The following is a 25,495-nucleotide window of genomic DNA, read 5'->3' as shown; positions in this document are numbered from 1 at the left end:
CGCTTACATTCCGCGCCAATGCTGGTAGGTCCAAGCCGTGGAGGGCGGCTTCGTGAACAAGGCAGCTATCACAATCAAAGACGTCGCTCGCGAAGCCCGGGTCTCCGTGGCCACGGTTTCCCGCGCGCTCAACGGGCATGAAAATGTCGCCGAACCGGTCCGCCAGCTTGTGCTGGAGGTCGCCGCACGGCTGCGTTACACCCCGCACGCCGCCGCCCGCAGCCTGAGCAGCCGCCGCACCAATACGGTGGGCGTGGTGCTGCCGGACCTGTACGGCGAGTTCTTCTCCGAGCTGATGCGTGGCATCGACAACGTCGCCCGTAGCCGCCGCCAGCACCTGCTGGTGTCCAGCTATCACGGCGACCAGGAACAGCAGGGCGCGGCCCTGCGCGCCATGCGCGGTCGCGTTGACGGACTGCTGGTGCTCTCGCCCTATGCCGAGAGCCCCGGTTTCCTGACCGACAACCTGCCGCAGTCGTTGCCGACGGTGTTGATCAACACCTATCTGCCCGGGCAGGACCACCCGGTGCTGAGCATTGACGACCATGCCGGTGCGATGGCGATGACCCGCCATCTGCTCGACGCCGGCCACCGCCGCATTGCATTCATTTCTGGCCCGGACCTCAACTTCGACGCGCGCGAGCGCCTGCGCGGCTTCCGTGACGCGCTGGCGGCTTTTGGCGGTGGCGCCGAAGGCATCGAGCTGCCCGGTGATTTCGACGAAGCTTCCGGCCATCGCGCCGGTCAGGAGTTGCTGGCAGCCGGAGCGCTGCCTGATGCCGTGTTCGCCGCCAACGACATGATGGCGCTGGGCTGCCTGTATGCGTTCACGCAGGCAGGGGTCCGTGTCCCGGCCGATGTGGCCCTGGCGGGTTTCGATGATATTCCACTGGCGCGTTTCGTCCACCCGTCGCTGACCACCATGCAGGTCAGCATCGCCGAGCTCGGCGACCGGGCCATGACGCGCCTGCTGCAGTTGATGGACGGCACCTCCACGGACGGGACAGGGGACAAGCAGACCCTGGTTCCCCGCTTGATAGTTCGCGATTCCACCACTCCGCCATCGGGCCGTTGAAGCCAGAGGCGTTCCTTCTTTTTTGATTGATCGCAGGGACCGCGCAAGCGGTTACCGCCACCCGGAGATTGAGTTGATGATGCACACCACCTTCCGCACGCCGGCACGCCGGCTGCTGAGCACCGCACTGGTCAGCTGCCTGATGCTGGCCGCCGCTCCGAACGTCATGGCGCAGTCGGCCAATGCCAGTCTGCGCGGCCAGGTTTCCGGCGCTCAGGCCGGCGCCGAAGTCACCGCCACCAACGTGGCCACCGGTACCGTCCGTCGCGGTACCGTGCGTGCCGATGGCAGCTACTCGCTGATGGGCCTGGACCCGGGCACCTACGACGTGGTTGCCAACGGCCAGTCGCAGAAGGTCACCGTCACCGTGGCCTCGACCGCTACCCTGAACTTTGCCGGCGCTGCCAGCAGCACCCCGGGTTCGACCGCGGCCACCAACCTGGACACTGTCAACGTCGTCGCGCCGACCCTGCTGCAGGAAGTGCGCACGTCTGAAGTCGGCAAGACTGTCAGCCTGCAGCAGATCCAGACCACGCCGCAGGTCTCGCGCAACTTCCTGGAGTTCGCCGACGCGGTGCCGGGCCTGATCTTCACCCGTGATGCCAAGGGCAACACCTCGCTGCGCGGCGGTGCCACCAATGCCGACGGCACCAACGTCTACATCGACGGCGTGGGCCAGAAGAGCTACGTGAAGGGCGGCGGCGTGGCGGGCCAGTCCGGCAGCGCCGGCAATCCGTTCCCGCAGCTGGCCATTGGCGAGTACAAGGTCATCAGCGGCAATTACAAGGCCGAGTATGGCCAGGTGTCGAGCGCCGCGGTGACTGCTGCGACCAAGTCCGGTACCAATGAGTTCAAGGGTGAGGCGTTCTACCGCTACACCGATGAGGACATGCGTGCCAAGACCCCGGCCGAGCGTCAGGGCGGCAAGGACAAGATGGTCTCGGCCGAGAAGGAATACGGCTTCGCCCTGGGCGGCCCGATCATCCAGGACAAGGCGCACTTCTTTGTCACCTACGAAGCCAAGCGCTTCGATCTGCCGGTCACCATCGCGCCGGACGGCGCGGTCACCGGCGCTGCGGGCCTGCTGCCGCCGGCCGGCGCCGCCGGCCTCGGCCCGGCCAGCCAGCCGTTCCAGCAGGATCTGATCTTCGGCAAGATCGACTTCGAGCCGACCGACAACGATCGCATTGAACTGACCTTCCAGGACCGCGACGAAACCCAGTCGCAGTTCAGTGGCCAGACCTCGCCGCAGGCCGGACGCGAAGTGGTCAATACCGACCGTCGCTACGCCCTGCGCTGGAACCACAGCGGTGAGCGTTACTACAACGAATTGATGGTCACCCACGAGGATTCGTTCAACAATCCGACCCCGCTGACCCTGGCCAACGGCATCACCTACACCGCGCCGGACGGTCCCGAAGACCGCACCGTGGTGAAGATCGGCGGTGCATCGGCTCTGGATTCGCAGGTAAAGGGCCAGAAGGGCTGGTCGATCGAAGACAACCTGACCCTGGATGGCATCCAGTGGGCCGGTGACCACACCATCAAGATGGGCGTGAAGTACAAGCAGATCGACCTGTACGCCTCCGATGCGGCACAGATCAACCCGACCTTCACCTACTCCCTGGGCGATCCGGACTTCCCGGATTCGATTCCGTACAAGGCGCAGTTCGTCAAGCCGGTGACCGGCGTGTCGGGGGTGTCCGGCGAAGTCCGTTCGAAGTCCAAGCAGTACGGCGTGTTCATCCAGGACGACTGGCAGGTCAACGACCACCTGCAGCTGAACATCGGCCTGCGCTGGGACTACGAAAAGACTCCGACCTACCTGAACTTCGTCACCCCGCAGCAGGTGGTCGACGCCATCTATTCGCAGGATCCGCGTGCACCTGCCGGGCAGACCTACGCCGATTCGCTGGCGCTGGGTGGCCTGGACATCAGCGACTACATCAGCAACGGTCATAACCGCAAAGCGTTCAAGGATGCCTGGCAGCCGCGCCTGGGCTTCTCGTATGACATCAATGCCGACGAGCAGCATGTGATCCACGGTGGTGCCGGCCGTTCCTACGATCGTGACCTGTTCGACAACCTGCAGCTGGAAACCACCAAGCTGGCCCTGCCGCAGCCGACCATCTACTTCCGCAACCCCAACACCGGCACCTGCATCAACGGCCAAGCCGCCTGCTACAACTGGGATCCGAACCTGCTCAACGGCATCGGCAACCTGCAGTCGCTGGTCGGTGCGACCAGCAATGCCGGTCTGGAAGTCGATCTGTTGAACAACAAGCTGAAGGCGCCGTATTCGGACCAGTTCAGCTTGGGTATGAGCAATCGGATCGGCGAGTGGCTGACCGATGCCACCATCGCACGTACCCTGAGCTACGACGGTTTCGCCTTCACCCTGGGCAACCGTTACCCGACCGGCCAGTTCTTCGATGACCCGCGCCTGTGCGGCGGCAGCGACCCGGGCCTGAGCCAGGCGTGGAGCTGCAACGTGCCGGGCTTCGGCAGCCTGATCATTGGCCAGCAGGGCATCAAGACCCGTGCCACCCAGGTCCTGCTGTCGGCGCAGAAGCCGTTCACCAAGGAAAGCGGCTGGGGCACCTCGATCGCCTACACCTGGACCACCGCCCGCCACAACCGCGACATCAACGAGAAGTACGCGTTTGACCGCGGTCTGATCGGTGACTATCCGACCATCCGCTCCAACGGCGCACCGCGCCACCGCCTGGTGGTGACCGGTTCGTACGCGGGCTTCTGGGGCATCACCTTCGGCGGCAAGATCACCCTGGCAACCCCGACCGCCGTCAACGACTGGTATCCGGTGATGCAGGCCAGTGGCTACACCCTGCCGACCCCACAGGCAGCAGTGCCCAATGCCACCGGCAAGTTCCTGGTGGGTGGCAAGATCTTCGGCTACCGGTCGGTTGACCTGCAGGCGACGAAGACGTTCAAGATGCCGGGCGATACCGAGCTGTACGCGCGTATCGACATCATCAACGTGTTCAACTTCGACAACTTCTCCACCTATAACTACGTCAAGACCAACGGCAAGCTGCAGGCCAGCTACAACGAGACCGGCGACATCATCGGTACTCCGCGCCAGATCAAGGCCGAAGTGGGCTTCCGCTTCTAAGCCCGGATGTAGATGCACGAACCGATGCCGCCGCTCCGCCGGCGGCATCGGCTGCGTGAAAACGGCAATGGCCGGCCCCGCGCCGGTCCATTGCCCATGCCGCTGCCGGCCAGGGGGGCAGCGGCATGGGCAATGATCGCGGTGTCAAACCACGTTTTTCGTGGTTTTTTCAGAACGCATCTTGTAAACGATTTCAGATCATTGGACGGTATGCTTTCCCATCGATCAGACCACCGGAGAAATCGCGCCATGCAGGCACGCCATCTGTTGTCCGCCGCAGCGTTGAGCCTGGCCGTGGCCGCCTGCCAGCCGGCCCAGCAGGAACCTGCCAAGCCGCGGCCGCCGGTGATCCTGATCGAGGCCGACGCACCGCCGCGGCCGATGAAGCCGGTGCTGCCGCCGTTGTTCGATGACATCGAGCGTCGTACCTTCCAGTTCTTCTGGGATACCACCAACGAGATCAATGGCCTGACCCCGGATCGCTATCCGTCGCGGCCGTTCGCCAGCATCGCCTCGGTCGGCTTCGCACTGACCGCGTACCCGATCGGCATCGAGAACGGCTGGGTCAGCCGCAACCAGGCGATCGACCGCACCCTGACCACGCTGAAGTTCTTCCGCGACGTGCCGATGGGCCCGCAGCGCACCGGCAAGGCCGGCTACAAGGGCTTCTACTACCACTTCCTGGACATGCAGGAAGGGCGTCGCTACGACAGCTGGGTTGAGCTGTCCTCGGTGGATACCGCGCTGCTGATGATGGGCGTGCTGTTCGCGCAGTCGTACTACGACGGCGACGATCCGCGTGAGAAGGAGATCCGCCAGATCGCCGACACGTTGTACAAGAAGGTCGACTGGCCGTGGCTGCAGCAGCGTGCACCGCTGATCTCGATGGGCTGGTTCCCCGAGAGCGGCTTCATCGACCACGACTGGATGGGCTACAACGAGGCGATGATGGTCTACATCCTTGCCCTGGGCTCGCCGACGCACCCGGTCAGCCCGGATGCGTGGACGGTGTGGACGCGTACCTATGACAACGACTGGGGCGTCTACCAGGGCCAGGAATACCTGTCCTTCGGCCCGCTGTTCGGCCACCAGTACAGCCACGTCTGGATCGACTTCCGCGATATCCAGGATGCGTACATGCGCGAGCGAGGCAGCACCTACTTCCTCAACAGCCGCTCGGCCGCACTGGCCCAGCGCGAGTACGCCATCGCCAACCCGATGCAGTGGAAGGAGTATGGCGAGAATGTGTGGGGCCTGACCGCCAGTGATGGACCACAGAACACCACCCAGGACTATCGCGGCGAGCAGCGCCAGTTCCGCCATTACTCCTCGCGCGGCGCCGGCCTGCGCGAGAACTTCGATGACGGCACCATCGCTCCCACCGCTGCGATCGCGTCGGTGGTGTTCGCGCCGGAGCAGGTGATTCCGGCCACGCTGGAGATGCACAAGCGCTTTGGCGATTACATCTACTCCAGCTACGGCTTCCTGGATTCATTCAACCCCAGCTTCAACTACGACATCCCGATCAAGACCGGCCGCCTGGTGCCGGATCGCGGCTGGGTCGCCAGCGATTACATCGCCATCGATCAGGGCCCGATCCTGACCATGATCGCCAACTACCGCGATGACTTCGTCTGGGAAGTCATGAAGAAGAACCCGTACATCCGCAAGGGCCTGGAACGGGCCGGGTTCAGTGGTGGCTGGCTGGCACCGGAAGGTTCGTTCCAGCCGCTGGAACTGCAGAAAGACGAAAAGGCCGCGGCGGCACGCGCGGTGGGTATCGCCGAATCACGCGCGGCTGCCGCGCAGGAACAGAAGAACAATGCCAACCGCACCACAGGCCAGGGCAAGTAACCCGATGCCGAACTGGATCGACCGCCTGCGCCGCTGGGCGCTGCCTGCCTTGGCCGCATTGGCCGTGGCCGGCTGTGCCCGTACCGATCCGGGCACCACCACCGTACGTTTCTGGGCGATGGGCCGCGAGGCGGAGGTGGTCAGCGAGCTGATCCATGAGTTCGAGGCCGAGAATCCGGGCATCAAGGTGGATGTGCAGAACATCCCGTGGACGGCCGCGCACGAGAAGCTGCTGACCGCGTTCGCCGCCGACGGCCTGCCGGACGTGTGCCAGCTGGGCAACACCTGGGTACCGGAGTTCGCCGAGCTTGATGCGCTGACGCCGCTGCAGCCGTTCGTGCAGCGCTCGGCCGTGGTCGACCCGAAGGACTACTTCCAAGGCATCTGGGATACCAATGTGATCCACGGCGAGCTGGTGGGCGTGCCGTGGTATGTCGATACGCGCCTGATCTTCTACCGCAAGGATCTGCTGGCCAAGGCCGGTTACGACCACCCGCCGCGCACGTGGCAGGAGTGGGACGAACAGATGGCGGCGATCAAGCGCATGCAGGGCCCGAACCGCTATGCGGTGCTGATGCCGATCAACGAGTTCGAGCAGCAGCTGTCGCTGGCGCTGCAGCAGCCCGATCCGTTGCTGCGCGACGATGACACCCGCGGCAATTTCGCCAGCCCGGGGTTCCGCCGCACGCTGGCCTTCTACGCCAACATGTTCGAGCAGGGCTGGGCGCCGAAGATGTCCGAGACGCAGATCTCCAACGTCTGGGACGAGTTTTTCCGTGGCTTCAATGTGTTCTACATCTCCGGCCCCTGGAACATCCGCGAGTTCAAGAAGCTGCAGCCCAAGGAGCTGGAAGGGCAGTGGGGCACGGCCGCGTTGCCGGGTCCGGACGGTCCGGGCGCCGGTATTGCCGGTGGCACCAGCCTGGTGATCTTCCGCAAGTCGCAGCAGAAGGAAGCCTCCTGGAGGCTGATCGAGTTCCTGTCGCGCCCGGAAATCCAGGCCCGCTTCCATTCCATCATCGGCGACCTGCCGCCGCGTCGCAGTACCTGGAACGCACCGTCGCTGGCCAATGATCCTCTGGCCGCTGCGTTCCGTGACCAGCTGGAGCGGGTCAAGCCGACGCCGAAGGTGCTTGAGTGGGAGCGCATCGTGCAGGAAATGCGCATCGTCACCGAGAAGGTGGTGCGTGGTGGCCTGGCGCAGGACAAGGCCGTGGAAGAGCTGGACCAGCGCGTGGACAAGGTGCTGGCCAAGCGCCGCTGGATGCATGAACAACAACGCCTGCAGCAGCGCGTGCCGTCGCCGCAATCGAGCAGTGCCGTGGCCGCCGGGAGCGCGCAATGAAACGTACTTCGCTTGCCGGCTGGATTTTCGCCGGTCCCTCGCTGATCGTGCTGGGCATGTTCTTCGGCCTGCCGGTCGCCTCGGCGCTGGCGCTGAGCGTGACCGACTTCGACCTCTATGCACTGGCTGACAGCAGCAACCTGCGGTTCGTCGGCCTCGGCAATTACATCGACCTGCTGCAGACGCCGATGTTCTGGAAGTCGCTGTGGAACACCACCTACTTCGTGTTGATCGGCGTGCCGTTGTCGATTGGCGTGTCGCTGGGTGCGGCGATGCTGCTGAATGCACCGGCCGCACGCTTCAAGGCGCTGTTCCGCACCGCCCTGTTCGCGCCGGTGGTGACCACGCTGGTGGCGGTGGCGGTGATCTGGCGCTACCTGTTCCATACCAGCTACGGCCTGGTGAACTACGGCCTGGGCCATCTGGGCATCAGCCCGATCGACTGGCTGGGCGATCCCAACTGGGCGATGCCGACCATCATGCTGTTCGCGGTGTGGAAGAACTTCGGCTACAACATGGTGATCTTCCTGGCCGGCCTGCAGGCCATCCCGCATGATCTGTACGAGGCGGCCCGTATCGACGGTGCTTCGCGCTGGAAGCAGTTCCTGCACATCACCCTGCCGATGCTCGGCCCGGTGCTGCTGGTGGTCGGCGTGATCACCGTGTCGGGCTACTTCCAGCTGTTCGCCGAACCGTACGTGATGACCCGCGGCGACCCACTGCAGAGCACCGTCAGCGTGCTGTATTTCATGTTCGAGGAAGGCTTCAAGTGGTGGAACCTGGGGCGCGCCTCCGCAGTGGCGTTCCTGCTGTTCCTGATCATCCTGGCGGTGACCACCGTGATGCTGCGTTTCGGCCGCAAGAGGCAGTTGGTATGAGTCGTGAAATCGGCCAGTCGCGCTGGTACCCGTGGTTGATCAATGGTGCGTTGCTGGTGCTGGCCCTGGTCAGCCTGGCGCCGCTGCTGTGGATGCTCTCGGTCTCGTTCATGCCGCAGGGCGAGGCGACCCACTTCCCGCCGCCGCTGCTGCCATCGAGCATCACCACGCGCAACTACCATGAGTTGTTCGCGCGCACCGGCATGGGCGGCAACTTCGCCAACAGCCTGCTGGTGTCGGTCGGTATCACGCTGGGTTCGTTGCTGCTCAACACGATGGCCGGCTATGCCTTCGCCAAGCTGAACTTCGTCGGCCGCGAGCGCCTGTTCCAGGTGCTGATGGCGGCGCTGGTGATTCCGGCGCAGGTGGCGATGCTGCCGCTGTTCCTGCTGATGAAGCAGCTGGGCCTGGTCAACAGCTTCGGCGGCGTGATCGTGCCGGCGCTGGCCAGCGTGTTCGGCATCTTCCTGGTGCGGCAGTATGCGCGTTCGATTCCGGACGAGCTGCTGGAAGCGGCCCGCATCGACGGGGCAGGGGAGCTGCGCATCTTCTTCCAGATCGTGCTGCCGATGCTCAAGCCCGTGCTGGTGACCCTGGCGATCTTCACCTTCATGGGGGCATGGAACGATTTCATGTGGCCGTTGATCGTGTTGACCGATCAGGAGCACTACACTTTGCCGGTGGCGCTGGCCACCCTCTCGCGCGAGCACATCATGGACGTGGAAATGATGATGGCCGGCGCGGTGGTCACCGTGGTCCCGGTGCTGGCGCTGTTCCTGGTGCTGCAGCGGTACTACATCCAAGGTCTGTTGCTGGGGAGCGTCAAGGGATGAAGCGAGCGATCGCCGTTGGACTGTGCCTGTTGTGGACCTCCCTGGCGATCGCCGCCCCCCCGGCGCTGCCGGCACCGAAGGTGCTGGACGACTTCGACGACATCGCGGCCTGGAAGCTGGTGCTGTCCGACCAGGTCAGCGGTTCGCTGCGGCCGGTCAGCGGCGCCGGTGGTGGCCGCGCGCTGTGCCTGGACTATGACTTCCACGATGTCTCCGGCTACGTCGGCATCCGTCGCGCGCTGAACATCGAATACCCGGTCAATTACCGCTTCGGTTTCCAGCTGCGCGGTGATTCGCCGGGCAACGACCTGCAGTTCAAGCTGATCGATACCAGTGGCGACAACGTCTGGTGGGTCAACCGGCCCGGCTACAGCTTCCCCAGGGCGTGGACGCCGGTCGAGTACCGCCGCCGCCAGATCGACAAGGCGTGGGGTCCCTCGCCCGAGAAGGAGATGGCACGCAGTGCTGCGGTCGAGTTCACGATCTACAGCAAGGTCGGCGGCCGCGGCACGGTGTGCTTCGACAAGCTGACCCTGCAGGGCCTGCCAGCTCAGGATGATTCGGCGCTGGTGCCATCGGTGATTGCCGATACCGCCACCGCGCTGCAGGACCGCATGATCGACGGCAAGGGCGATACGTTCTGGATCAGTGGTGGCGTCAAGCAGCAGACCATCAGCCTGGACCTGCACAAGAGCCGCGAGATCGGCGGTGCGGTGATCGACTGGCTGCCGAATCTGGAAGCCCGCCGCTATACCGTGCGCACTTCCGAGGATGGCCGTGACTGGCGTACCGTGCGTGAAGTGACCAGTGGTGCCGGTGGCCGCGACTGGCTGGCGCTGCCGGACACCGATGCGCGCTACGTGCGCTTCGATCTGCAGGACGGGCCGAACTGGCGCTATGGCATCCGTGACATCACGCTCAAGCCGCTGGCCTTTGCCGCCACCCCGAACGCTTTCCTCTCCTCGGTCGCCGCCGACCTGCCACGCGGCTCGCTGCCACGTGCCTATGTGGGTGAGCAGCCGTACTGGACCCTGCTCGGCCTCGATGGCGGCCAGGAACAGGCGCTGATCAGCGAGGACGGCGCACTGGAGCCGGCCAAGGGCAGCTTCAGCATCGAACCGTTCATCCGCCTCGATGGCAAGCTGCTGGACTGGTCGAAGGTGGCGATCACCCAGTCGCTGCAGGATCATTACCTGCCGATCGCCAACGTCGATTGGGTGCATGAAAAGGTTGGCCTGGCGGTGACCGGCTTCGTGCAGGGCACGCCGGAGCGCGCGCAGCTGATCGGCCGCTACCGGCTGAGCAATCCGGACAAGGTCGCACACGAATACACCCTGGCACTGGCGATCCGTCCGTGGCAGGTCAATCCGCCCACGCAGTTCCTCAACACCGTCGGTGGCTTCAGCCGCATCGATGCACTGGATGTCGGCGAGCAGCTGGTACGGGTCAACGGCGAGCCGCGCCTCTATCCGCTGCAGGTGCCGGACGCGCGCTTTGCCAGTACGTTCGATGGCAAGCTCGATGCGATGCACCTGGCGGACGGCAAGTACCCGGCTGAGACCGCGGTGAAGGACAGCACCGGCATGGCGTCGGGCGCGTTGATCTATACGATCAAGCTCGAGCCTGGCCAGAGCCGCGAGGTGGCGGTGGTGCTGCCACAGACCGGTGGCTGGGCGCCGCGGGCGCTGGACGTGGCCAAGGCGCAGGCGCAGGTGGCTGAACAATGGCGCAAGAAGCTGGGCGTGGTCTCGCTGCAGGTGCCCGCTGCGGGCCAACCGCTGGTCGACACCCTGCGCACGGCGGTCGCGCACATGCTGATCTCGCGGGTCGGGCCGCGGCTGCAGCCGGGCACGCGTTCGTATGCGCGCAGCTGGATCCGCGATGGCGCGATGATTTCCGAGGGCCTGCTGCGCATGGGCCGCAGCGATGCGGTGCGTGACTACATCAACTGGTATGCGCCGTACCAGTTCGAGAACGGCAAGGTGCCGTGCTGCGTCGATGCGCGCGGCAGTGATCCGGTGCCGGAGAACGACAGCCATGGCGAGCTGATCTACAGCATCGCCGAGTACGGGCGTTACACCGGCGACAGCACCTTCACCGAGCTGATGTGGCCGCACGTGCAGGGCGCTTACACCTACATGGAGCAGCTGCGCGCCAGCGAGCGCACCGAAGAGAACCGCGCGCGCAACCCGGCGTTCTACGGGATGATGCCGGCCTCGATCAGCCACGAAGGCTATTCGGCCAAGCCGATGCACTCGTACTGGGACAACTTCTGGGCGTTGCGCGGCTACAAGGACGCGGCGCTGCTGGCGACCCAGCTGGGCAAGGTCGAGGCGATGCAGATTGCCGAATCGCGCGACCAGTTCAGGGATGACCTGCAGGCCTCGCTGTTGTCGGCGATGCAGCAGCACAGCATCGACTACCTGCCGGGCTCGGCCGAGCTGGGCGATTTCGATGCGACCTCGACCACGATCGCACTGGCGCCTGGCGGCGAGCAGGGCCGACTGCCGCAGCAGGCCCTGGAGGCGACCTTCGAACGCTACTGGAACGAGTTCGTCGCGCGGCGCGATGGCAAGCGCGAGTGGAAGGACTACACCCCGTACGAATGGCGCAACGTGGCCGCGTTCGTGCGCCTGGGCTGGCGCGACCGCGCCTGGCAGGCCACCGAGTTCTTCTTCAAGGACCGTGCACCGCAGGCCTGGAACCAGTGGGCCGAAGTGGTCTCGCGCACGCCGCGCAAGCCGTTCTTCGTCGGTGACCTGCCGCATGCCTGGGTGGCCTCGGACTTCGTGCGCTCGGCCTTGGACATGTTCGCCTACAACCGTGACATGGACGATGCGCTGGTGCTGGCCGCCGGCGTACCGAGCGCGTGGCTGCAGGGTGAGGGTGTCGCGGTGCAGGGCCTGCGTACGCCACAGGGCCAGCTCAATTACCGCCTGCAGCGCAGCGACAAGCAGCTGGTGCTGGAGGTGCAGCCGGGCCTGGTGCCGCCGGTGGGGGGCGTGGTGCTGCCATGGCCGTACGCGGGTGATCCGGGCGAGGTGACGGTCAACGGCGAAGCCGCCGAGTGGATCAACAAGGAACTGCACGTGCACCAGCTGCCGGCGCGGATCGAGATCGAAGTGCCGAGCGCGGTGCGCCGCGCCGAGCGCAAGGGACAGTAACGATGAAGCAGCAGGGGGCGAGGGTGCGCACATCGGTGCGTGCCCTGGGGCTGGCCATTGCATTGACATTGCCGGGCGTGTTGATGGCGGCCGAACCGGCTGCCACGACCGCGGCGCCCGACGTTGCCAGCGCGCCGGGCATGAGCATGGTCACCTTCAACCTGCATCATGACCGCGAAGACTGGCCGAGCCGGCGCCGCACCATTCTGGCCGAACTCAAGCGCCTGCAGCCAGATGCGGTTGCCCTGCAGGAGGTGATCCAGCGCCGCAACGTGCGCAACCAGGCGCAATGGCTGGCCAGCCAACTCGGCTACAGGTACGTGTTCGTGTCCACCGATCCGGTTGGGGCGCCCAAGCGCTACGGCAATGCGCTGCTGACGCGGCGGCCGATCCTCGCCCAGGGGGATCATCTGCTGCAGCCGTTGGACGACTACCGCACGGTTGCTCACCTGCGCATCGACGTCGATGGCACGCCGGTGAACGTCTATGCCACGCACCTCAACGAGCGCAGTGACGAGAGCGGGCAGCGCATCCGCCGCAGCCAGGTCGAGGACCTGCTGCGCTTCATCACTGCAACGTCGGCCGGTGCTCCGGTGGTGATCGCCGGCGACTTCAATGCGCTGGTGGATGCTGGTGACCTGAGCGAGCTGCGCAGCCACTACGGCGACAGCTACGGCAGCGTGCACGTCAACACTGACCTGGCCGAGGTCAGTACATTGAACCGGCACTACTACCAGGCACCCTCGCGGATCGACCACATCTTCTTCCAGCAGGACGAGATGGTCGCGCGTGAGGCCAAGCTCCTGTTCGACCAGCCCGATGACAGCGGTCGCTGGGCCTCGGACCACTACGGCGTGTGGACCCGTCTGCAGTTCGCGCCGAAACCCTGACGGAGCACGCTTCGGTAGGTGCCAACCTTGGTTGGCACGGACGTGTCCGCGTCCGCTCCAACAACGGCGCCGACCAAGGTCGGCCTCTTCCAGAGCGCTGCACGCGCCCGAGGCACAAACAAAAACGGCGGGGATCATTGATCCCCGCCGTTTCGTTTTCATGCGATCAAAGAGCGATCAGTTCGCCGGCGGCGTGCGCTTGGCAGTCTCTTCGTCTTCTTCGCCGGCCTTGGCTTCTGCAGCCTGGGCTGCAGCGTCGGCATGGCCATCGGCGACCGGGTCGATCAACGGCGTCACCACCGCTTCGGCGACCGGGGCAGCGGCTTCGATCGGCGCGGCTTCCACCGCCACCGGAGCGACCGGCTGTTCGGCGGCTACGACGGGTTCGACGACCGGCTTGGCTTCAACCACCGGCGCAGCCTCAACGGCCTCCGGATTGGCTTCAACCATCGGAGTGGCTTCAACCACCGGAGTGGCTTCAACGATCTCCGGCTTGGCTTCAACCACCGGCGCAGCTTCGACCGCCGCCGGCTTCGCTTCGATCACCGGAGCGGCTTCAGCCACCGGGGCTGCTTCAACCGCGACCGGCTGTGCTTCGGTCACCGGCGCAATGACTTCGATCACCGGCGCGGCAGCGGCTACCGGCTGGGCCGGGGTCGCGGCGTCGATGGCATCGAGCATGCTGGTCTGCACCGGCGAGGACACCGCTTCGGTCTTCGCAGCAGCTTCGACCGGGGCCTGCACTTCAGCCACGACCGGGGCGGCGGCTTCGACCACGGCGCTGCTCACCACGGCAACCGGTGCGGCGGCAACGGCGGCGGCAGCACGGACCGGCTTCGCGGCGTCGGCAACGACCGGCTCGACTTCGTCATCGAAGTCGAACTCCGGCTGCGAACGGGCCGGCTGCGCAACAGCGACCGGCGCAGTGCCGGCAGTACTGTCGACGTTCGGCTCGGCGCCGTCGGCGTCATCACTGTCATCACCCTCGTCCTGGTCATCACCCAGAGCGTCGCTGCCAGCGGCGTTCTCGGCGCCACCGCGACGACGACGACGGCCACCACGACGGCCACGGCGACGGCGGGTCGCGCCTTCGCCTGCCTGCTCGCCATTGGCGTCGGTTGCGGCCTCGTCACCGGCAACCGCAACCACCTCGGCCTCGTTGGCACCGGTCTCGACCGCTACTGCGGCGTCCGCCGGAGCGGCGGCCACCGGGGCGACCGGTGCAGTGGCTTCCTGTGCGGTCACCCCATTGGCGGCGGCGGCCGTGGCGGCCACGGCTGCTGCCGCGGTCACGGCGTCGACCGGTGCATCGGCGGCACCGCGCTGCGGCTTCTCGGTCGGCTTGTCACCGTCCTGCTGCTGCGGACGCGGCTGCTTGGGCTGCTTGAGCTTCGGCTGCTGCTGGTTCTGGTTCTGGCCCTGCTGCTCGTTGCGCGGCTTGTTCTGCTGCTGCGGCTGCTGCTGGCCATCCTTCTGCTGCGGCTCCTTCTGCTTGCCCTGCTGCGGCTGCGACTGGGCATTGCCGTTGTTGCCGTTGCGGCCATCCTTGCGCTGCTCACCGCGGTCCTTGCGGTTGCCGCCGTCCTTCTGCTGCTGCGCGTTGCCGTTGCCACGATTGTCGTCGCGACGGTCCTTGCGGTCCTTGTTGCGATCCTTGTTGCGGTCCTTGCGGCCGCCGTCCTGCTGCTGGCGTGCAGCCGGGGCTGCCGGCGCCGGCGCCGGGGCCGGTTCGCCACCGAACACGCGCTTGAGCCAACCGATCACGCCGCCGCTCGGGGCCGGCGCCACCGGCGCTGCCACGACCGGGGCCGGGGCAGTTGCGGCCGGCTCCACTTCCTCGCGCACCGGGGCGGGGGAGGTGTGCTTGACCTGGGTCACCGCCGGCGGCGGGATGTTCAGCTGGCCCTTGGTCAGCGCGTGCACCGGCAACTTGCGCGGGGTGCCGCGCTGGTAGCTGGGCTTGTTGCTCTCTTCACCCAGCTCGTTCTCGCGCAGGCGGGTGACGGTGTAGTGCGGGGTGTGCAGCTGCTCGTCGGCGACGATCACGATCGGCGCCTCGTGGCGCTGCTCGATCTCGCGCAGGGCGCTGCGCTTTTCGTTCAACAGGTAGTTGGCGATCTCCACCGGGGCCTGGACCAGCACCTGCCCGGTGTTTTCCTTCATCGCATGTTCTTCGGCGACGCGGATGATCGACAGCGACAGCGACTCGACGCTGCGCATGCGGCCGTGGCCGTCGCAACGCGGGCAGACGATCTGGCTGGACTCGCCCAGGCTCGGGCGCAGGCGCTGGCGGCTCATTTCCAGCAGGCCGAAGCGCGAGATGCGGCCGACCTGAACGCGCGCGCGGTCGTACTTCAGTGCGTTGGCGAGGCGGTTCTCGACTTCGCGCTGGTGCTTGTTGGAGGCCATGTCGATGAAGTCGATCACCACCAGGCCGCCCAGGTCACGCAGGCGCAGCTGGCGGGCCACTTCTTCGGCCGCTTCCAGGTTGGTCTGGAACGCGGTGTCCTCGATGTCGCTGCCCTTGGTGGCGCGCGAGGAGTTCACGTCGACGGCGGTCAACGCTTCGGTCTGGTCGACCACGATCGAGCCGCCCGACGGCAGGCGCACGTTGCGCTCGTAGGCGCCTTCGATCTGCGATTCGATCTGGAAGCGGTTGAACAGCGGGATGTCGTCCTTGTAATGCTTGAGCTTGCGCAGGGTCTGCGGCATCACCTGCTGCATGAACTCGCGGGCGTGCTCGTACATCTCCTCGGTGTCCACCAGGATCTCGCCGATGTCGGCGCGCAGGTAGTCACGCAGGGCGCGCACGATCAGGCGCGATTCCTGGTAGATCAGGAACGGGGCCGGCTTGCTCAGCGCGGCTTCGGCGATGGCACGCCAGACGTTGAGCAGGTAGTCCAGATCCCACTGCAGCTCTTCCGCATCGCGGCCGACGCCGGCGGTACGGATGATCACGCCCATGTCGTCGGGGATGTTCAGCTTGTCCAGGGCGTCCTTCAGGGCGGCACGGTCTTCGCCTTCGATGCGACGGGACACGCCGCCGGCGCTGGGCGAGTTCGGCATCAGCACCATGTAGCGGCCGGCCAGCGAGATGAACGTGGTCAGGGCAGCGCCCTTGTTGCCACGCTCTTCCTTGTCGACCTGGACGACGATCTCCTGGCCTTCCTTCAGCAGTTCGCGGATGCCGGCCTTGTTGTGGTCGACACCGGCCTGGAAGTAGTCGCGGGAGATTTCCTTCAGCGGCAGGAAGCCATGGCGGCCACCACCGTACTCGACGAAGGCCGCTTCCAGCGAGGGCTCGATGCGGAAGATCCGGCCCTTGTAGATGTTGGACTTCTTCTGTTCCTTCGACGGCTGTTCGATGTCGATGTCATACAACGACTGGCCATCCACGATGGCAACACGCAGCTCTTCAGCCTGCGTGGCGTTGATCAGCATTCGCTTCATTGTTGCGTTCCTCGCAAGCGGCTACCGCGCGGAACGCCATGGGGTTTCGCCTCTGGACACGGTTCGCCGCCCATTCGCGCAAGCGCGGGGAGGGCGGCTTGGGTTTCCAGCGCTACGACACCACGGCAGGCCGCGGGAGCGCTTCACTCTTATGGGTTTTGGGGTGTTACAGGCCGCAGGCAGCTGTCAGCCAGGCTGGAGCGCCACGCGGGACATGTTCAGCACGGTTGCGTGTCAGGCATCCGGCGATGGCCGGGAAGGCCGGTGAGCCGCTAACATGGCCGCCCCGCGGGCGGTGGTCGCGCACTGTGCCGGATTCGTCGGAAGCTGGGCTTCTGGCCCTGAGTAACTTCCAACGAAATCAATCCCTTATCTCGCCCCCCGAGTGTAACAGAATAAACAGCCTGATGACCGCCCAAGACCCGACCAAACCCGCTGGCGACAAGCCTTCCGTGCGCATGATCACCGTTCCCGCCGACCGCGCCGGCCAGCGCCTGGACAACTTCCTGCTTGGCCAGCTGAAGGGCGCCCCGCGCAGCCTGGTCTACAAGCTGGTGCGCAGCGGCCAGGTACGGGTGAATGGCGGCCGTGCCAAGGCCGAACGCAAGCTGGAGGCGGGTGACGAGGTGCGTGTGCCGCCGGTCCGTCTCAGTGAAGAGGGAGACAAGGCCGGTCCTCCGGAGGCGTTCATGCGCCGCCTGGAGCAGGCCATCGTCTTCGAGGACGCCCGCCTGCTGGCCCTGAACAAGCCCACCGGCGTGGCCAGCCACGGCGGCAGCGGCATCAGCTTCGGCGCTATCGAGACCCTGCGCGCGCTGCGCCCGGGGCAGACCCTGGAACTGGTCCACCGGCTGGATCGCGACACCTCAGGCCTGCTGATCGTGGCCAAGAAGCGCTCGGCGCTGAGCGAACTGCAGGCCCTGTTGCGTGAAGACCACGGCGCTGGCATCCGCAAACGCTACCTGACGCTGCTGACCGGGCGCATGCCCGATGGCGTGATGACGGTCGACGCGCCGCTGCACGTGGGCCTGCGCCAGGGCGGCGAGCGCCATGTACAGGTCAATGCGATCGGCAAGGAATCGATCAGCCACTTCCGGGTGCTGGAGCGCCGCGGCGGCCATTCGTACTGCGAGGTGCGCATCGAGACCGGTCGCACCCACCAGATCCGCGTGCACGCCCAGCATCTGGGCCACCCGGTGGCCGGTGACGACAAGTACGGCGATCCGGCGGTGAACAAGCGGCTTCGTGAGCAGATCGGGCTGAAGCGCCTGTTTCTGCACGCGGCTTCGCTGGAGTTCGCGCTGGATGACGGCAAGAGCCCATACGTGCTGAACGCGCCGCTGGCGGATGAGCTGGTTGAGGCGCTGGACCGCCTGCGCTGACGGCGGTTCGGCGGCGCCGGGTGCTTGGTCGGCGCCGTCGCTTCCCTGCGATGAGTGGGCTCGTCACTTTCTTTGCTCGTGCAAAGAAAGTAACCAAAGAAACACGCCGCCATCCGCGAGCCGGCGCTGCGCGCCGGTACCCTGCGCTCCCCGGTCCGCCGAGGGGCGGCGCGGAACTCGCTGCGCTCAGACACCCGCGCCTCTTCGCCCTCGCCGGACCTGCGGTGCTCGGCTCGCTACAAGGCGGACCTGACAGCCGCAGCGTAGACCCATACCCGCACGCAGCCCTTGTAGAGTCGAGCCACGCTCGACTCACGCGCGCAGCGCGGGCTTCGCTTTTTCATTCTTTCATCGCGCGGCTGGCACGCCTATAGCCTGTCAGAGGCCGGGCGAGGTGGGTTTGCGGGGGTGTAAGCGCCATGGATGGCGCGCCCAAGCCCCCAAGGATGGGTTTACGGCGTCCCCCGCAAACCCACCTCGGCCGGCCCAACCCGGAATGTCGCTCCGCCAGCCGCGAGGGGGCTCAGCCCGTTGGCCGGGAACCCCTCACCACTTGAACAACACCAGGCTGATCGCCAGGGTGCCCATGCCGGCCACCAGTCCGTAAACCGTCTCGTGGCCCTTGGCATAGCGCTTAGCCGCCGGCAGCAGCTCATCCAGCGCAAGGAACACCATCACGCCGGCGATCAGTCCGAACACCCAGCCAAACGTGGCGTGCGACAACGATCCTGACAGCAGCCAGTAGCCCAGCGCCGCGCCCACCGGTTCGGCCAGGCCGGACAGCAGGCTGGCACTGAACGCATAGAACTTGTTCTGGGTGGCGAAGTACACCGGCACCGCGATCGCGATGCCCTCGGGAATGTTGTGGATGGCGATGGCGAAGGCCAGTGGCATGCCCACCGATGGGCTTTCCAGCGTGGCAAAGAAGGTTGCCAGCCCTTCCGGGAAATTGTGCGCGGTGATCGCGACCGACGTCAGCAGTGCGACCCGCTTCAGGTACTCGCGGCTGTTCTCGCGGAACGCGGGGTCCTGCTTGTCCAGGCTGTCGTGCGGGTTGGGAATGAAGTGGTCGATCAGCACGATCACGATCACGCCCAGCAGGAAGGCCAGGGTGCCGTAGGTGAAACCGGTACGCTCGCCATAGGCCAGCGCGAACGAAGCAATGGACTTGTTGAGGATCTCCGACAGCGACACATAGACCATCGCGCCGCCGGCGAAGGCCAGGCCGAACGCCAGCAGGCGCGGGTTGGGGCGCCGTGAGAACAGCACCAGCAGGCTGCCGATGGCGGTGGCGAGGCCGGCCGCAAGAGTGACCGCCAGTGCGATCCAGATGTTTTCGGGAGGAATCTGCAGCATGTACCGACGCGGTCCTGGTCAATAGACAACCGCCCCGGGCAAGGCCGGGGCGGCGAGGGCGAGGCGGGCGTCGGCTGGCCTCGTCGGGGCGCGGGCGATCAGCCGCCGCGGCGCAGGCGTTCTTCGATGGCGAAGCACTGGTCCGGCTTCGGCTGCGGCGGGTTGAAGCTGACCGGTACCTGGATGGTGGCCGGCACTGCAGCACCGTTGCGGGTGGCGGCCTTGAACTGCCAGCCCTGCACGGCGGTCCTGGCCAGTTCGTCCAGTTGCGGGTTGCCGGCCCCGGTCAACAGCGCGACCTCGCTCGGCTTGCCGTCGGCGCCGATGGTCACCTTGAAGGTGCTGGTGCCGCCCACGCCCATGCAGGCCAGCTCAAGCGGGTACTGCGGCGGCGGCGTCTTCACCGCGGCCACTTCGGTCGGCGGCGGCGGTGGTGGTGCCGGTGGTTCGGACGGGCCACAGCCGGCCAGGCCGGTCGCAGCGATCAGGGACAGGCTCAGCAAACGTACGTTCATGGCAGTTGCTCCGTCAGGGCCGAAGTCTTTGCCGCGCAGATGAAGTCGTTCTCGCTCAGGCCGCCCACATCGTGGGTGGAGAAGCGCACGACCGCGCGGTCGTAGTGCACGCCCAGGTCCGGATGGTGGTCCTCGTGATGGGCGATCCAGGCCAGCGCGTTCACGAAGGCCATGGTGGCGTAGTAATCCTTGAAGCGGAAGGTGCGCGTCAGGGCCTGCCCGCCCTCGCTCAGCTCCCAGCCGGGAACCTGCGGCAGCAGTTCGGCCAGGCGGGCCTCGCCAAGCTTGTGGTCGCTGCCTTTGCGCGGCACGCAACGGGCCTGGGCCAGTGGAATCAGGTCGGCCATGGGAATCTCCACCTCGTGTTGACTGAACAATGCGCCGGACGGTGTATAAACCGAATGAGCGGCTGACGCTTACTTGGCTAGAATAGCCTGATGATCCAGATCTCCGACACTGCCCAGACCCATTTCCGCAAGCTGATCGAACGCGAGGGCGTGCCCGGCATGGGCGTGCGCCTGAGCGCGGTCGACCCCGGTACCCCGCGCGCCGATGCCCGGCTGGAATTCGCCGAACCGACCGACCTGCTCGGTGACGAGTGGGCGGTGGACTGCGATGGCTTCACCCTCTACGTCGATGCGAGCAGCGTCGGCTGGCTCGACGGCGCCGAGATCGACATCGTCGCCGGCACCGCCGGTACCCAGCAGCTGACCATCAAGGCACCGCGCATCAAGGGCGAGGCCCCCGGCGATGCCGCGTCGCTGGTCGAGCGCGTGCACTGGGTGGTGGAGAACGAAGTCAATCCGCAGCTGGCCTCGCACGGCGGCAAGGTGGCCGTGCAGGAAGTTTCGGCCGACGGCGTGGTGCTGCTGCGCTTCGGTGGTGGCTGCCAAGGCTGTGGCATGGCCGACGTGACGCTCAAGCAGGGTATCGAGAAGACTCTGATGGGCCGCGTGCCGGGCGTGACCGCCGTGCGCGACGCGACCGACCACGACAGCGGCCACGCGCCGTACATCCCGCGCGGCAACGTCGCCTGACCGCTGACGCGTGCCTCTGACCCGGGCCGAGCAACTCATCGAACTGCTGCTGGCCCGCCAGCAGCCACGCGCCGTCCTCGAGAAGTCTACGCGCCTGCCCTATGGCTGGGCGCTGTGGCTGCGCTCGCTGGGCCCGCTGCCGCGGCCGTTCCACGCCCGCGAAGTGATTGCGGTATTGCTGCCGCGCCCGCTGCCTGGGCCGCCGGGTCAATCGCCCCGGCTGTCACCGTGGCAGTCGCTGCGACGGCTGTTCTGGCAGGACTGGGACGCTGCGCCGCGCGATCAGCGCTGGATGCGCTGGACCTCGGCGTTTGCCAGCGCGCTGCTGCACCTGCTGTTTTTCATGCTGCTGCTGTGGGTTGCGGTGATCCGCACCACGGCACCGGAAGCAGAGGGCGCCGAAGGCGAGCGTGTGCAGGTGGAATTCGTCGGTCGCGCCAGCCAGGAAGGTGGTGGCGATCAGCCGGGTGCCGAAGCGGCTGCGGCTGCACCGGCGGGTCAGGTTGCCGCCGGCCAGCAGGCAGGGGCAGCGACGGCACCTGAGCCACGTCCTGCGGCCGCGTCGGCGCCTGCACCCGCGCCGGCTCCAGCACCGACAGCCAGCGTGCCGTCGCCGCCGGCCGAAGCCGAGCCGGCCCCGCTTGCGGCCCCGCCACCCTCGCCGGTGCAGGCCACCGAAGTAGCGCAGGCCAGTACGGATTTCGTGGTGCCACCGGTGAGCGTGCCGCGCACCGAGGTCAGCATCGTGCCGCGTGACACCACGCCCGCAGTGCGCGAGCGCAGCGTGCAGCCGGTGCAGGCGCCGCCAACCCCAACCGCACTGCGTGCGCCGGAAATCGCGGTGCGGACGCCGCAGCTGCGTGACATCCAGGTGCAGGAGCGCGAAGTCAGTACGGTCGATGCACCGGCGGTGTCGCAGCCGCTGCGCACGGCCGATGTGCAGGTGCGGGTACCGCAGCGCGACGTGCAGGTGCGCGAGCGTGAAGTGCAGGCGATGGTCGATCCGCAGGTGCGGATGGCAACCGTTGCCGGTCGTGATCCGGCGGTGCGTGCGCCGGCGGGTCGTGACGTACAGGTGCGCGAGCGCGAAGTAGCCTCGGCACCGGCCGCAGCCCCTTCGTCTTCCAGTGGGAATGCACCCGCGGCAACACCCGCGCCGGCAGCCAATGGCAGCGCGACGCAGGCGAGCAGCAGCACTGCGCGGCCTGCTGCATCCAGCACGACCCCGGCTCAGGCAGGAGCGCGCCCGGCCCCCAATCCGGGCAACTGGGCCACCCCCGCCAAGGGTGATGACTGGGGTGCATCGAGCCGCAACCATGACGGCGCCGACAAGGGCGCCCGCCAGGCCAGCGCCACCGGCAAGGGCAGTGGCCTGTTCAATGCCGATGGCAGCGTGCGTGTGCCGGGCCAGGAAGGCGAGGGTCGTGCCGAGCGCGGTGCGCCCGGGGGTGCCAACGATGGCTGGAGCAAGGAACGCATCGCGCAATCGGGCACCTGGTTGAAGCGACCGCCTTACGACTACACGCCCACTTCGTTCGACAAGTACTGGGTCCCGCAGGAATCGCTGCTGGCCGAGTGGGTGCGCAAGGGAGTCAAGGCAATGGAGATTCCATTGCCGGGTACCAGTACGAGGATCTCCTGCGTGATCTCGATCCTGCAGGCCGGTGGTGGCTGCGGCCTGACCAATCCGAACATGCAGGACCAGCCGGCCGTGGCGCGACCGCCGCCGGACATCCCGTTCAAGAAGGAACTGCAGGAAGACAACGGGAGCCGCTAGGCAAGGCGGGCGCGCCACACAGTGGCCGGCTCGCGCTTGGGTAGGTGCCAACCTTGGTTGGCACAGAAGCGCCGACCAAGGTCGGCCTCTACCAGGGCACTGACCTTACGCGCTCTGCGAGAGGAACACCCAGAACGGCACGTCGCGGCCGACCCAGTCGCGGCTGGCTTCGTCCATCACGTCCAGCAGGGTGTCAAAGTCCTTCTGCGTGGAGGCGCGCAACGTGTCCACGTCGGCCAGGAACAGCGCGTAACCGTTGGCCGGCAGCCACTGCAGGTCGCGCAGGTTGTCCGACAGCGCATCCCAGTTGCCACCGAAGCCGGTCGGGAAATCCAGTTGCGCGGCCAGCCGGGCGAGCAGGGTGCGCTTGTCGCCCACGCCTTCCAGATCGATGCGGATCACCTTCAGCCCGGCATCGCGCATCGCTGCGGCCAGTGCGCCGATGTCGTCGCTGTCGATGGCGTAGACGCCGGCATTGTTGATGTCATGCAGGCCGAGGCCGAAATCATCGTGGCTCATCACTGCGCTCCCTGGGCCGGTACGGTGAAGCTGCGGAACGATTCGTAGTGGTCGTCGGTGTAGTACCACGCCTCCGGCGGATCGCCGCCGGTGACGATGCGGCGCGTGCCACGGGTGCGCGCGCCGGGGGTATCGACGGTGTATTCGCGGTAGTAGCCGCGCGGGCGCTGCGGCAGCTGCTGCTCGCGGTTGCCGAACGTGCCGCCGTCCTGGCGGTGGGGGAACGGGCCACCACGCTGGATCAGTGCGATGGTCTGCCGGGCTTCAGCGGGCAGGAACGCGGGAAGTCCGCTGTCCTTGCCGGGCGAGGCGGTGGCCGGCGCGCGCGCGGCAGGCGCACCCTGCAGGTCCGGCGCGAACTGCGGCGCCGGCGGGCGCTGCATGAAATGGTTGACGACCAGGCCGAGCAGCAGCAGGGCGATGGCGGTGATCAGCAGCCGGGGGTTGCGCATGGGCAAGGAGCGGGCGAGGGCGGTGCAGGCACTGTAGCGCCTGTGCGCTGCACGGTGCATGAGGATGGCATCGCGTCACTGCTGCGTAACAATTGCCGTCGTGCTCACTGGCAGGACGCAATTTCCTTTACATCCCCCTTGGTAATCTGGCGGTCTGTCCCCATCATTCACCGCGCAACGCCCGACACCGTCGGGTGCCCTCGCAATCAGGAGATGCATCATGGCCTATACCCTGCCCAAGCTGTCCTACGCCTACGACGCGCTGGAACCGCACATCGATGCGGCGACGATGGAAATCCATCACACCAAGCATCACCAGACCTACATCAACAACGTCAACGCGGCGCTGGAAGGCACCGAGTACGCTGACCTGCCGGTCGAAGAACTGGTGAAGAAGCTCAAGTCGCTGCCGGAGAACCTGCAGGGTCCGGTGCGCAACAACGGTGGCGGCCATGCCAACCACTCGCTGTTCTGGACCGTGATGGCTCCGAATGCTGGCGGCAACCCGGTGGGCGACGTGGCCAAGGCCATCGACAAGGACCTGGGCGGCTTCGACAAGTTCAAGGACGCCTTCACCAAGGCTGCGCTGACCCGTTTCGGCAGCGGCTGGGCCTGGCTGAGCGTGACCCCGGACAAGAAGGTCGTGGTCGAGAGCACCGGTAACCAGGACAGCCCGCTGATGGAGGGCAACACCCCCATCCTCGGCCTGGACGTGTGGGAACACGCGTACTACCTGAAGTACCAGAACCGCCGTCCGGAATATATCGGCGCGTTCTTCAACGTCATCGACTGGAACGAGGTCGAGCGCCGTTACCAGGAAGCGATCGCCTGATCGCGGTGATGGGATGAACGGAGAAGGCCGGGGAAACCCCGGCCTTTTCTGTTGCAGGAGTCATTCGGTAGTGGCGGTATCACCCTGCAGGCGCAGGGTGGCCATCACGCCCAGGCGCAGGCCGGGCAGGTCGCCGTCGGCCGGCAGCAGGATCGGCTGCTGGCGGATGCCGCCGAAGTGCTTGACCTGGAACAGCACATCCAGGCCATGACCGCTGCTGCCGCCACCACTGGCCGCAGGCGCCTCGACGCGACCGCCGGGATTGCGCCGGGCGGGCTGGAACCCCGGGGTGCTGCGCACGAGCTCGACGGTGGTTGCCGAGAAATCGCCGGCGATCAGGCTGGGCATGCCCTCGGCGGTGGCGCCGATCCAGGTCATCAGGTCGCTGGTCTGATGCTGGCGGGCGGTGGCCTCGTCCGGGTCCGGGCGCAGCCGTGCCACATAGATGTTGACCAGTGCCTCGCCCAGCTTCAGCCGCATCATGCCGGCGGCGCTGAAGGTGCCGGGTGGGTGCAGCAGGGTCACGCCATCCTCGCTGACCGGCAGCCGGGTCAGCATCGCGTTGCCATGCCGCAACGGCTGGCTGGGCGGATCGGCGGTAACGAAGTCGCAGCTGTAGCGCAGCCGGGTGGCGAGCCAGCAGGCCGGGTTGCGGCCCTGCTGCTGCAGCACCTGCTGCACCGAGATCACGTCCGGTTGCAGGTCGGTCAGCAACTGTGCGACCTGTTCGCGGCGCAACTTCCATTGCGCATCATCGCGGCTGGGCAGCTCCAGCGCGGCCACGGTCAGCTGGCGGGGCTCGCTTTCGCTGGCCGTTGTGGCCGGTGCCTGCGGCCGCGCCTGCGCCTGCAACGCCATCAGCAGCACCAGGCAACTGAGCAGGAGACGGGCGGGGGCGAGGGGGCGCATAACGATAAGTTTACGCTTTTGTCGTGCAGGTGCCGTGACTTCCGGCATGGCATGCGGTGTCTGCCATGGATTGGCACCGTTGTCATGCAGCCCT

General features: G+C 66.5%; 19 protein-coding genes. 12 read left to right on the top strand and 7 right to left on the bottom strand.

What is annotated here, in order from left to right:
• The first annotated feature begins 37 nt into the window (after nt 1-37).
• The 8 genes from ACTJJM_RS09795 (at nt 38) to ACTJJM_RS09760 (ending at nt 13,172) form a co-directional block, all read left to right on the top strand.
• A complete protein-coding gene (locus tag ACTJJM_RS09795; RefSeq protein ID WP_019336632.1) occupies nt 38-1,075 on the top strand; it encodes a LacI family DNA-binding transcriptional regulator in 1,038 nt (345 codons plus the stop codon).
• 76 nt (nt 1,076-1,151) lie between these two features.
• The gene (locus tag ACTJJM_RS09790; RefSeq protein ID WP_419965132.1) at nt 1,152-4,208 is read left to right on the top strand and encodes a TonB-dependent receptor; all 3,057 of its coding nucleotides are present in this window, start codon (nt 1,152-1,154) and stop codon (nt 4,206-4,208) included.
• 249 nt (nt 4,209-4,457) lie between these two features.
• Complete coding sequence (locus ACTJJM_RS09785; protein WP_010486724.1) at nt 4,458-6,062, top strand: glucoamylase family protein; 1,605 nt, start codon at nt 4,458-4,460, stop codon at nt 6,060-6,062.
• A 4-nt stretch (nt 6,063-6,066) separates the two neighbouring features.
• On the top strand, nt 6,067-7,407 hold the full coding sequence (locus ACTJJM_RS09780; protein ID WP_010486726.1) for a sugar ABC transporter substrate-binding protein: 1,341 nt from the start codon (nt 6,067-6,069) through the stop codon (nt 7,405-7,407).
• Nucleotides 7,404-8,285 (top strand): carbohydrate ABC transporter permease, encoded by an 882-nt coding sequence (locus tag ACTJJM_RS09775; protein ID WP_006378065.1) that lies wholly within the window; start codon nt 7,404-7,406, stop codon nt 8,283-8,285. The genes ACTJJM_RS09780 and ACTJJM_RS09775 overlap by 4 nt, the downstream gene beginning before the upstream one ends.
• Nucleotides 8,282-9,118 carry a carbohydrate ABC transporter permease gene (locus tag ACTJJM_RS09770; protein WP_006378064.1) on the top strand — a complete coding sequence of 279 codons (837 nt, stop codon included), beginning with the start codon at nt 8,282-8,284 and terminating at the stop codon, nt 9,116-9,118. Before ACTJJM_RS09775 ends, ACTJJM_RS09770 begins: the two co-directional genes overlap by 4 nt.
• A complete protein-coding gene (locus ACTJJM_RS09765; protein ID WP_423159026.1) occupies nt 9,115-12,282 on the top strand; it encodes a discoidin domain-containing protein in 3,168 nt (1,055 codons plus the stop codon). The genes ACTJJM_RS09770 and ACTJJM_RS09765 overlap by 4 nt, the downstream gene beginning before the upstream one ends.
• A 2-nt stretch (nt 12,283-12,284) precedes the next feature.
• Nucleotides 12,285-13,172, top strand: a complete 888-nt coding sequence (locus tag ACTJJM_RS09760) for an endonuclease/exonuclease/phosphatase family protein (protein ID WP_049408973.1) — start codon at nt 12,285-12,287, stop codon at nt 13,170-13,172.
• Nucleotides 13,173-13,349: 177 nt separating this feature from the next.
• Here ACTJJM_RS09760 and rne read toward each other — a convergent pair whose 3' ends face one another.
• Nucleotides 13,350-16,622: a ribonuclease E gene (gene rne / locus ACTJJM_RS09755; RefSeq protein WP_423159027.1), complete on the bottom strand. Its 3,273-nt coding sequence runs from the start codon at nt 16,620-16,622 to the stop codon at nt 13,350-13,352.
• Between the two features lie 407 nt (nt 16,623-17,029).
• Here rne and ACTJJM_RS09750 point away from each other — a divergent pair, with 407 nt between their 5' ends.
• Complete coding sequence (locus ACTJJM_RS09750) at nt 17,030-18,004, top strand: RluA family pseudouridine synthase (protein WP_049453080.1); 975 nt, start codon at nt 17,030-17,032, stop codon at nt 18,002-18,004.
• Nucleotides 18,005-18,550: 546 nt separating this feature from the next.
• Here ACTJJM_RS09750 and zupT read toward each other — a convergent pair.
• The 3 genes from zupT to ACTJJM_RS09735 all read right to left on the bottom strand — a co-directional run bounded on the left by zupT (nt 18,551) and on the right by ACTJJM_RS09735 (nt 20,222).
• Nucleotides 18,551-19,360: a zinc transporter ZupT gene (gene zupT / locus ACTJJM_RS09745; RefSeq protein ID WP_010486740.1), complete on the bottom strand. Its 810-nt coding sequence runs from the start codon at nt 19,358-19,360 to the stop codon at nt 18,551-18,553.
• A 98-nt stretch (nt 19,361-19,458) separates the two neighbouring features.
• Entirely contained in the window at nt 19,459-19,875 is a 417-nt protein-coding gene (locus ACTJJM_RS09740) for an energy transducer TonB (RefSeq protein ID WP_010486743.1), read from the bottom strand.
• The gene (locus ACTJJM_RS09735) at nt 19,872-20,222 is read right to left on the bottom strand and encodes a 4a-hydroxytetrahydrobiopterin dehydratase (protein ID WP_005417612.1); all 351 of its coding nucleotides are present in this window, start codon (nt 20,220-20,222) and stop codon (nt 19,872-19,874) included. Before ACTJJM_RS09735 ends, ACTJJM_RS09740 begins: the two co-directional genes overlap by 4 nt.
• Nucleotides 20,223-20,312: 90 nt before the next feature.
• Between ACTJJM_RS09735 and ACTJJM_RS09730 the strand changes: the two genes are divergently transcribed.
• The gene (locus ACTJJM_RS09730) at nt 20,313-20,912 is read left to right on the top strand and encodes an NfuA family Fe-S biogenesis protein (RefSeq protein ID WP_010486746.1); all 600 of its coding nucleotides are present in this window, start codon (nt 20,313-20,315) and stop codon (nt 20,910-20,912) included.
• Between the two features lie 10 nt (nt 20,913-20,922).
• Nucleotides 20,923-22,689 (top strand): hypothetical protein, encoded by a 1,767-nt coding sequence (locus ACTJJM_RS09725; RefSeq protein ID WP_440865440.1) that lies wholly within the window; start codon nt 20,923-20,925, stop codon nt 22,687-22,689.
• Nucleotides 22,690-22,794: 105 nt separating this feature from the next.
• Here the strand turns inward: ACTJJM_RS09725 and ACTJJM_RS09720 are convergent, their stop codons facing one another.
• Together ACTJJM_RS09720 and ACTJJM_RS09715 are read right to left on the bottom strand one after the other, a co-directional pair.
• Nucleotides 22,795-23,208, bottom strand: a complete 414-nt coding sequence (locus tag ACTJJM_RS09720; protein WP_010486750.1) for a barstar family protein — start codon at nt 23,206-23,208, stop codon at nt 22,795-22,797.
• Nucleotides 23,208-23,660, bottom strand: coding sequence for a ribonuclease domain-containing protein (locus ACTJJM_RS09715; RefSeq protein ID WP_197597852.1), 453 nt, complete (start codon nt 23,658-23,660; stop codon nt 23,208-23,210). Before ACTJJM_RS09715 ends, ACTJJM_RS09720 begins: the two co-directional genes overlap by 1 nt.
• A gap of 220 nt (nt 23,661-23,880) precedes the next feature.
• On the opposite strand from ACTJJM_RS09715, the gene ACTJJM_RS09710 reads away from it, so the two are divergent.
• On the top strand, nt 23,881-24,492 hold the full coding sequence (locus ACTJJM_RS09710; protein WP_005410310.1) for a superoxide dismutase: 612 nt from the start codon (nt 23,881-23,883) through the stop codon (nt 24,490-24,492).
• 60 nt (nt 24,493-24,552) lie between these two features.
• On the opposite strand, the gene ACTJJM_RS09705 is transcribed toward ACTJJM_RS09710, so the two are convergent.
• Nucleotides 24,553-25,401 (bottom strand): endonuclease/exonuclease/phosphatase family protein, encoded by an 849-nt coding sequence (locus tag ACTJJM_RS09705; protein ID WP_057503451.1) that lies wholly within the window; start codon nt 25,399-25,401, stop codon nt 24,553-24,555.
• Nucleotides 25,402-25,495: the final 94 nt, after the last annotated feature.

The organism is Stenotrophomonas sp. 22692, from assembly GCF_052045015.1.
Taxonomy (GTDB): domain Bacteria; phylum Pseudomonadota; class Gammaproteobacteria; order Xanthomonadales; family Xanthomonadaceae; genus Stenotrophomonas; species Stenotrophomonas geniculata.
Note: the sequence above shows the minus strand (reverse complement) of the source record. Positions and strands in the feature narration are given on the sequence as shown.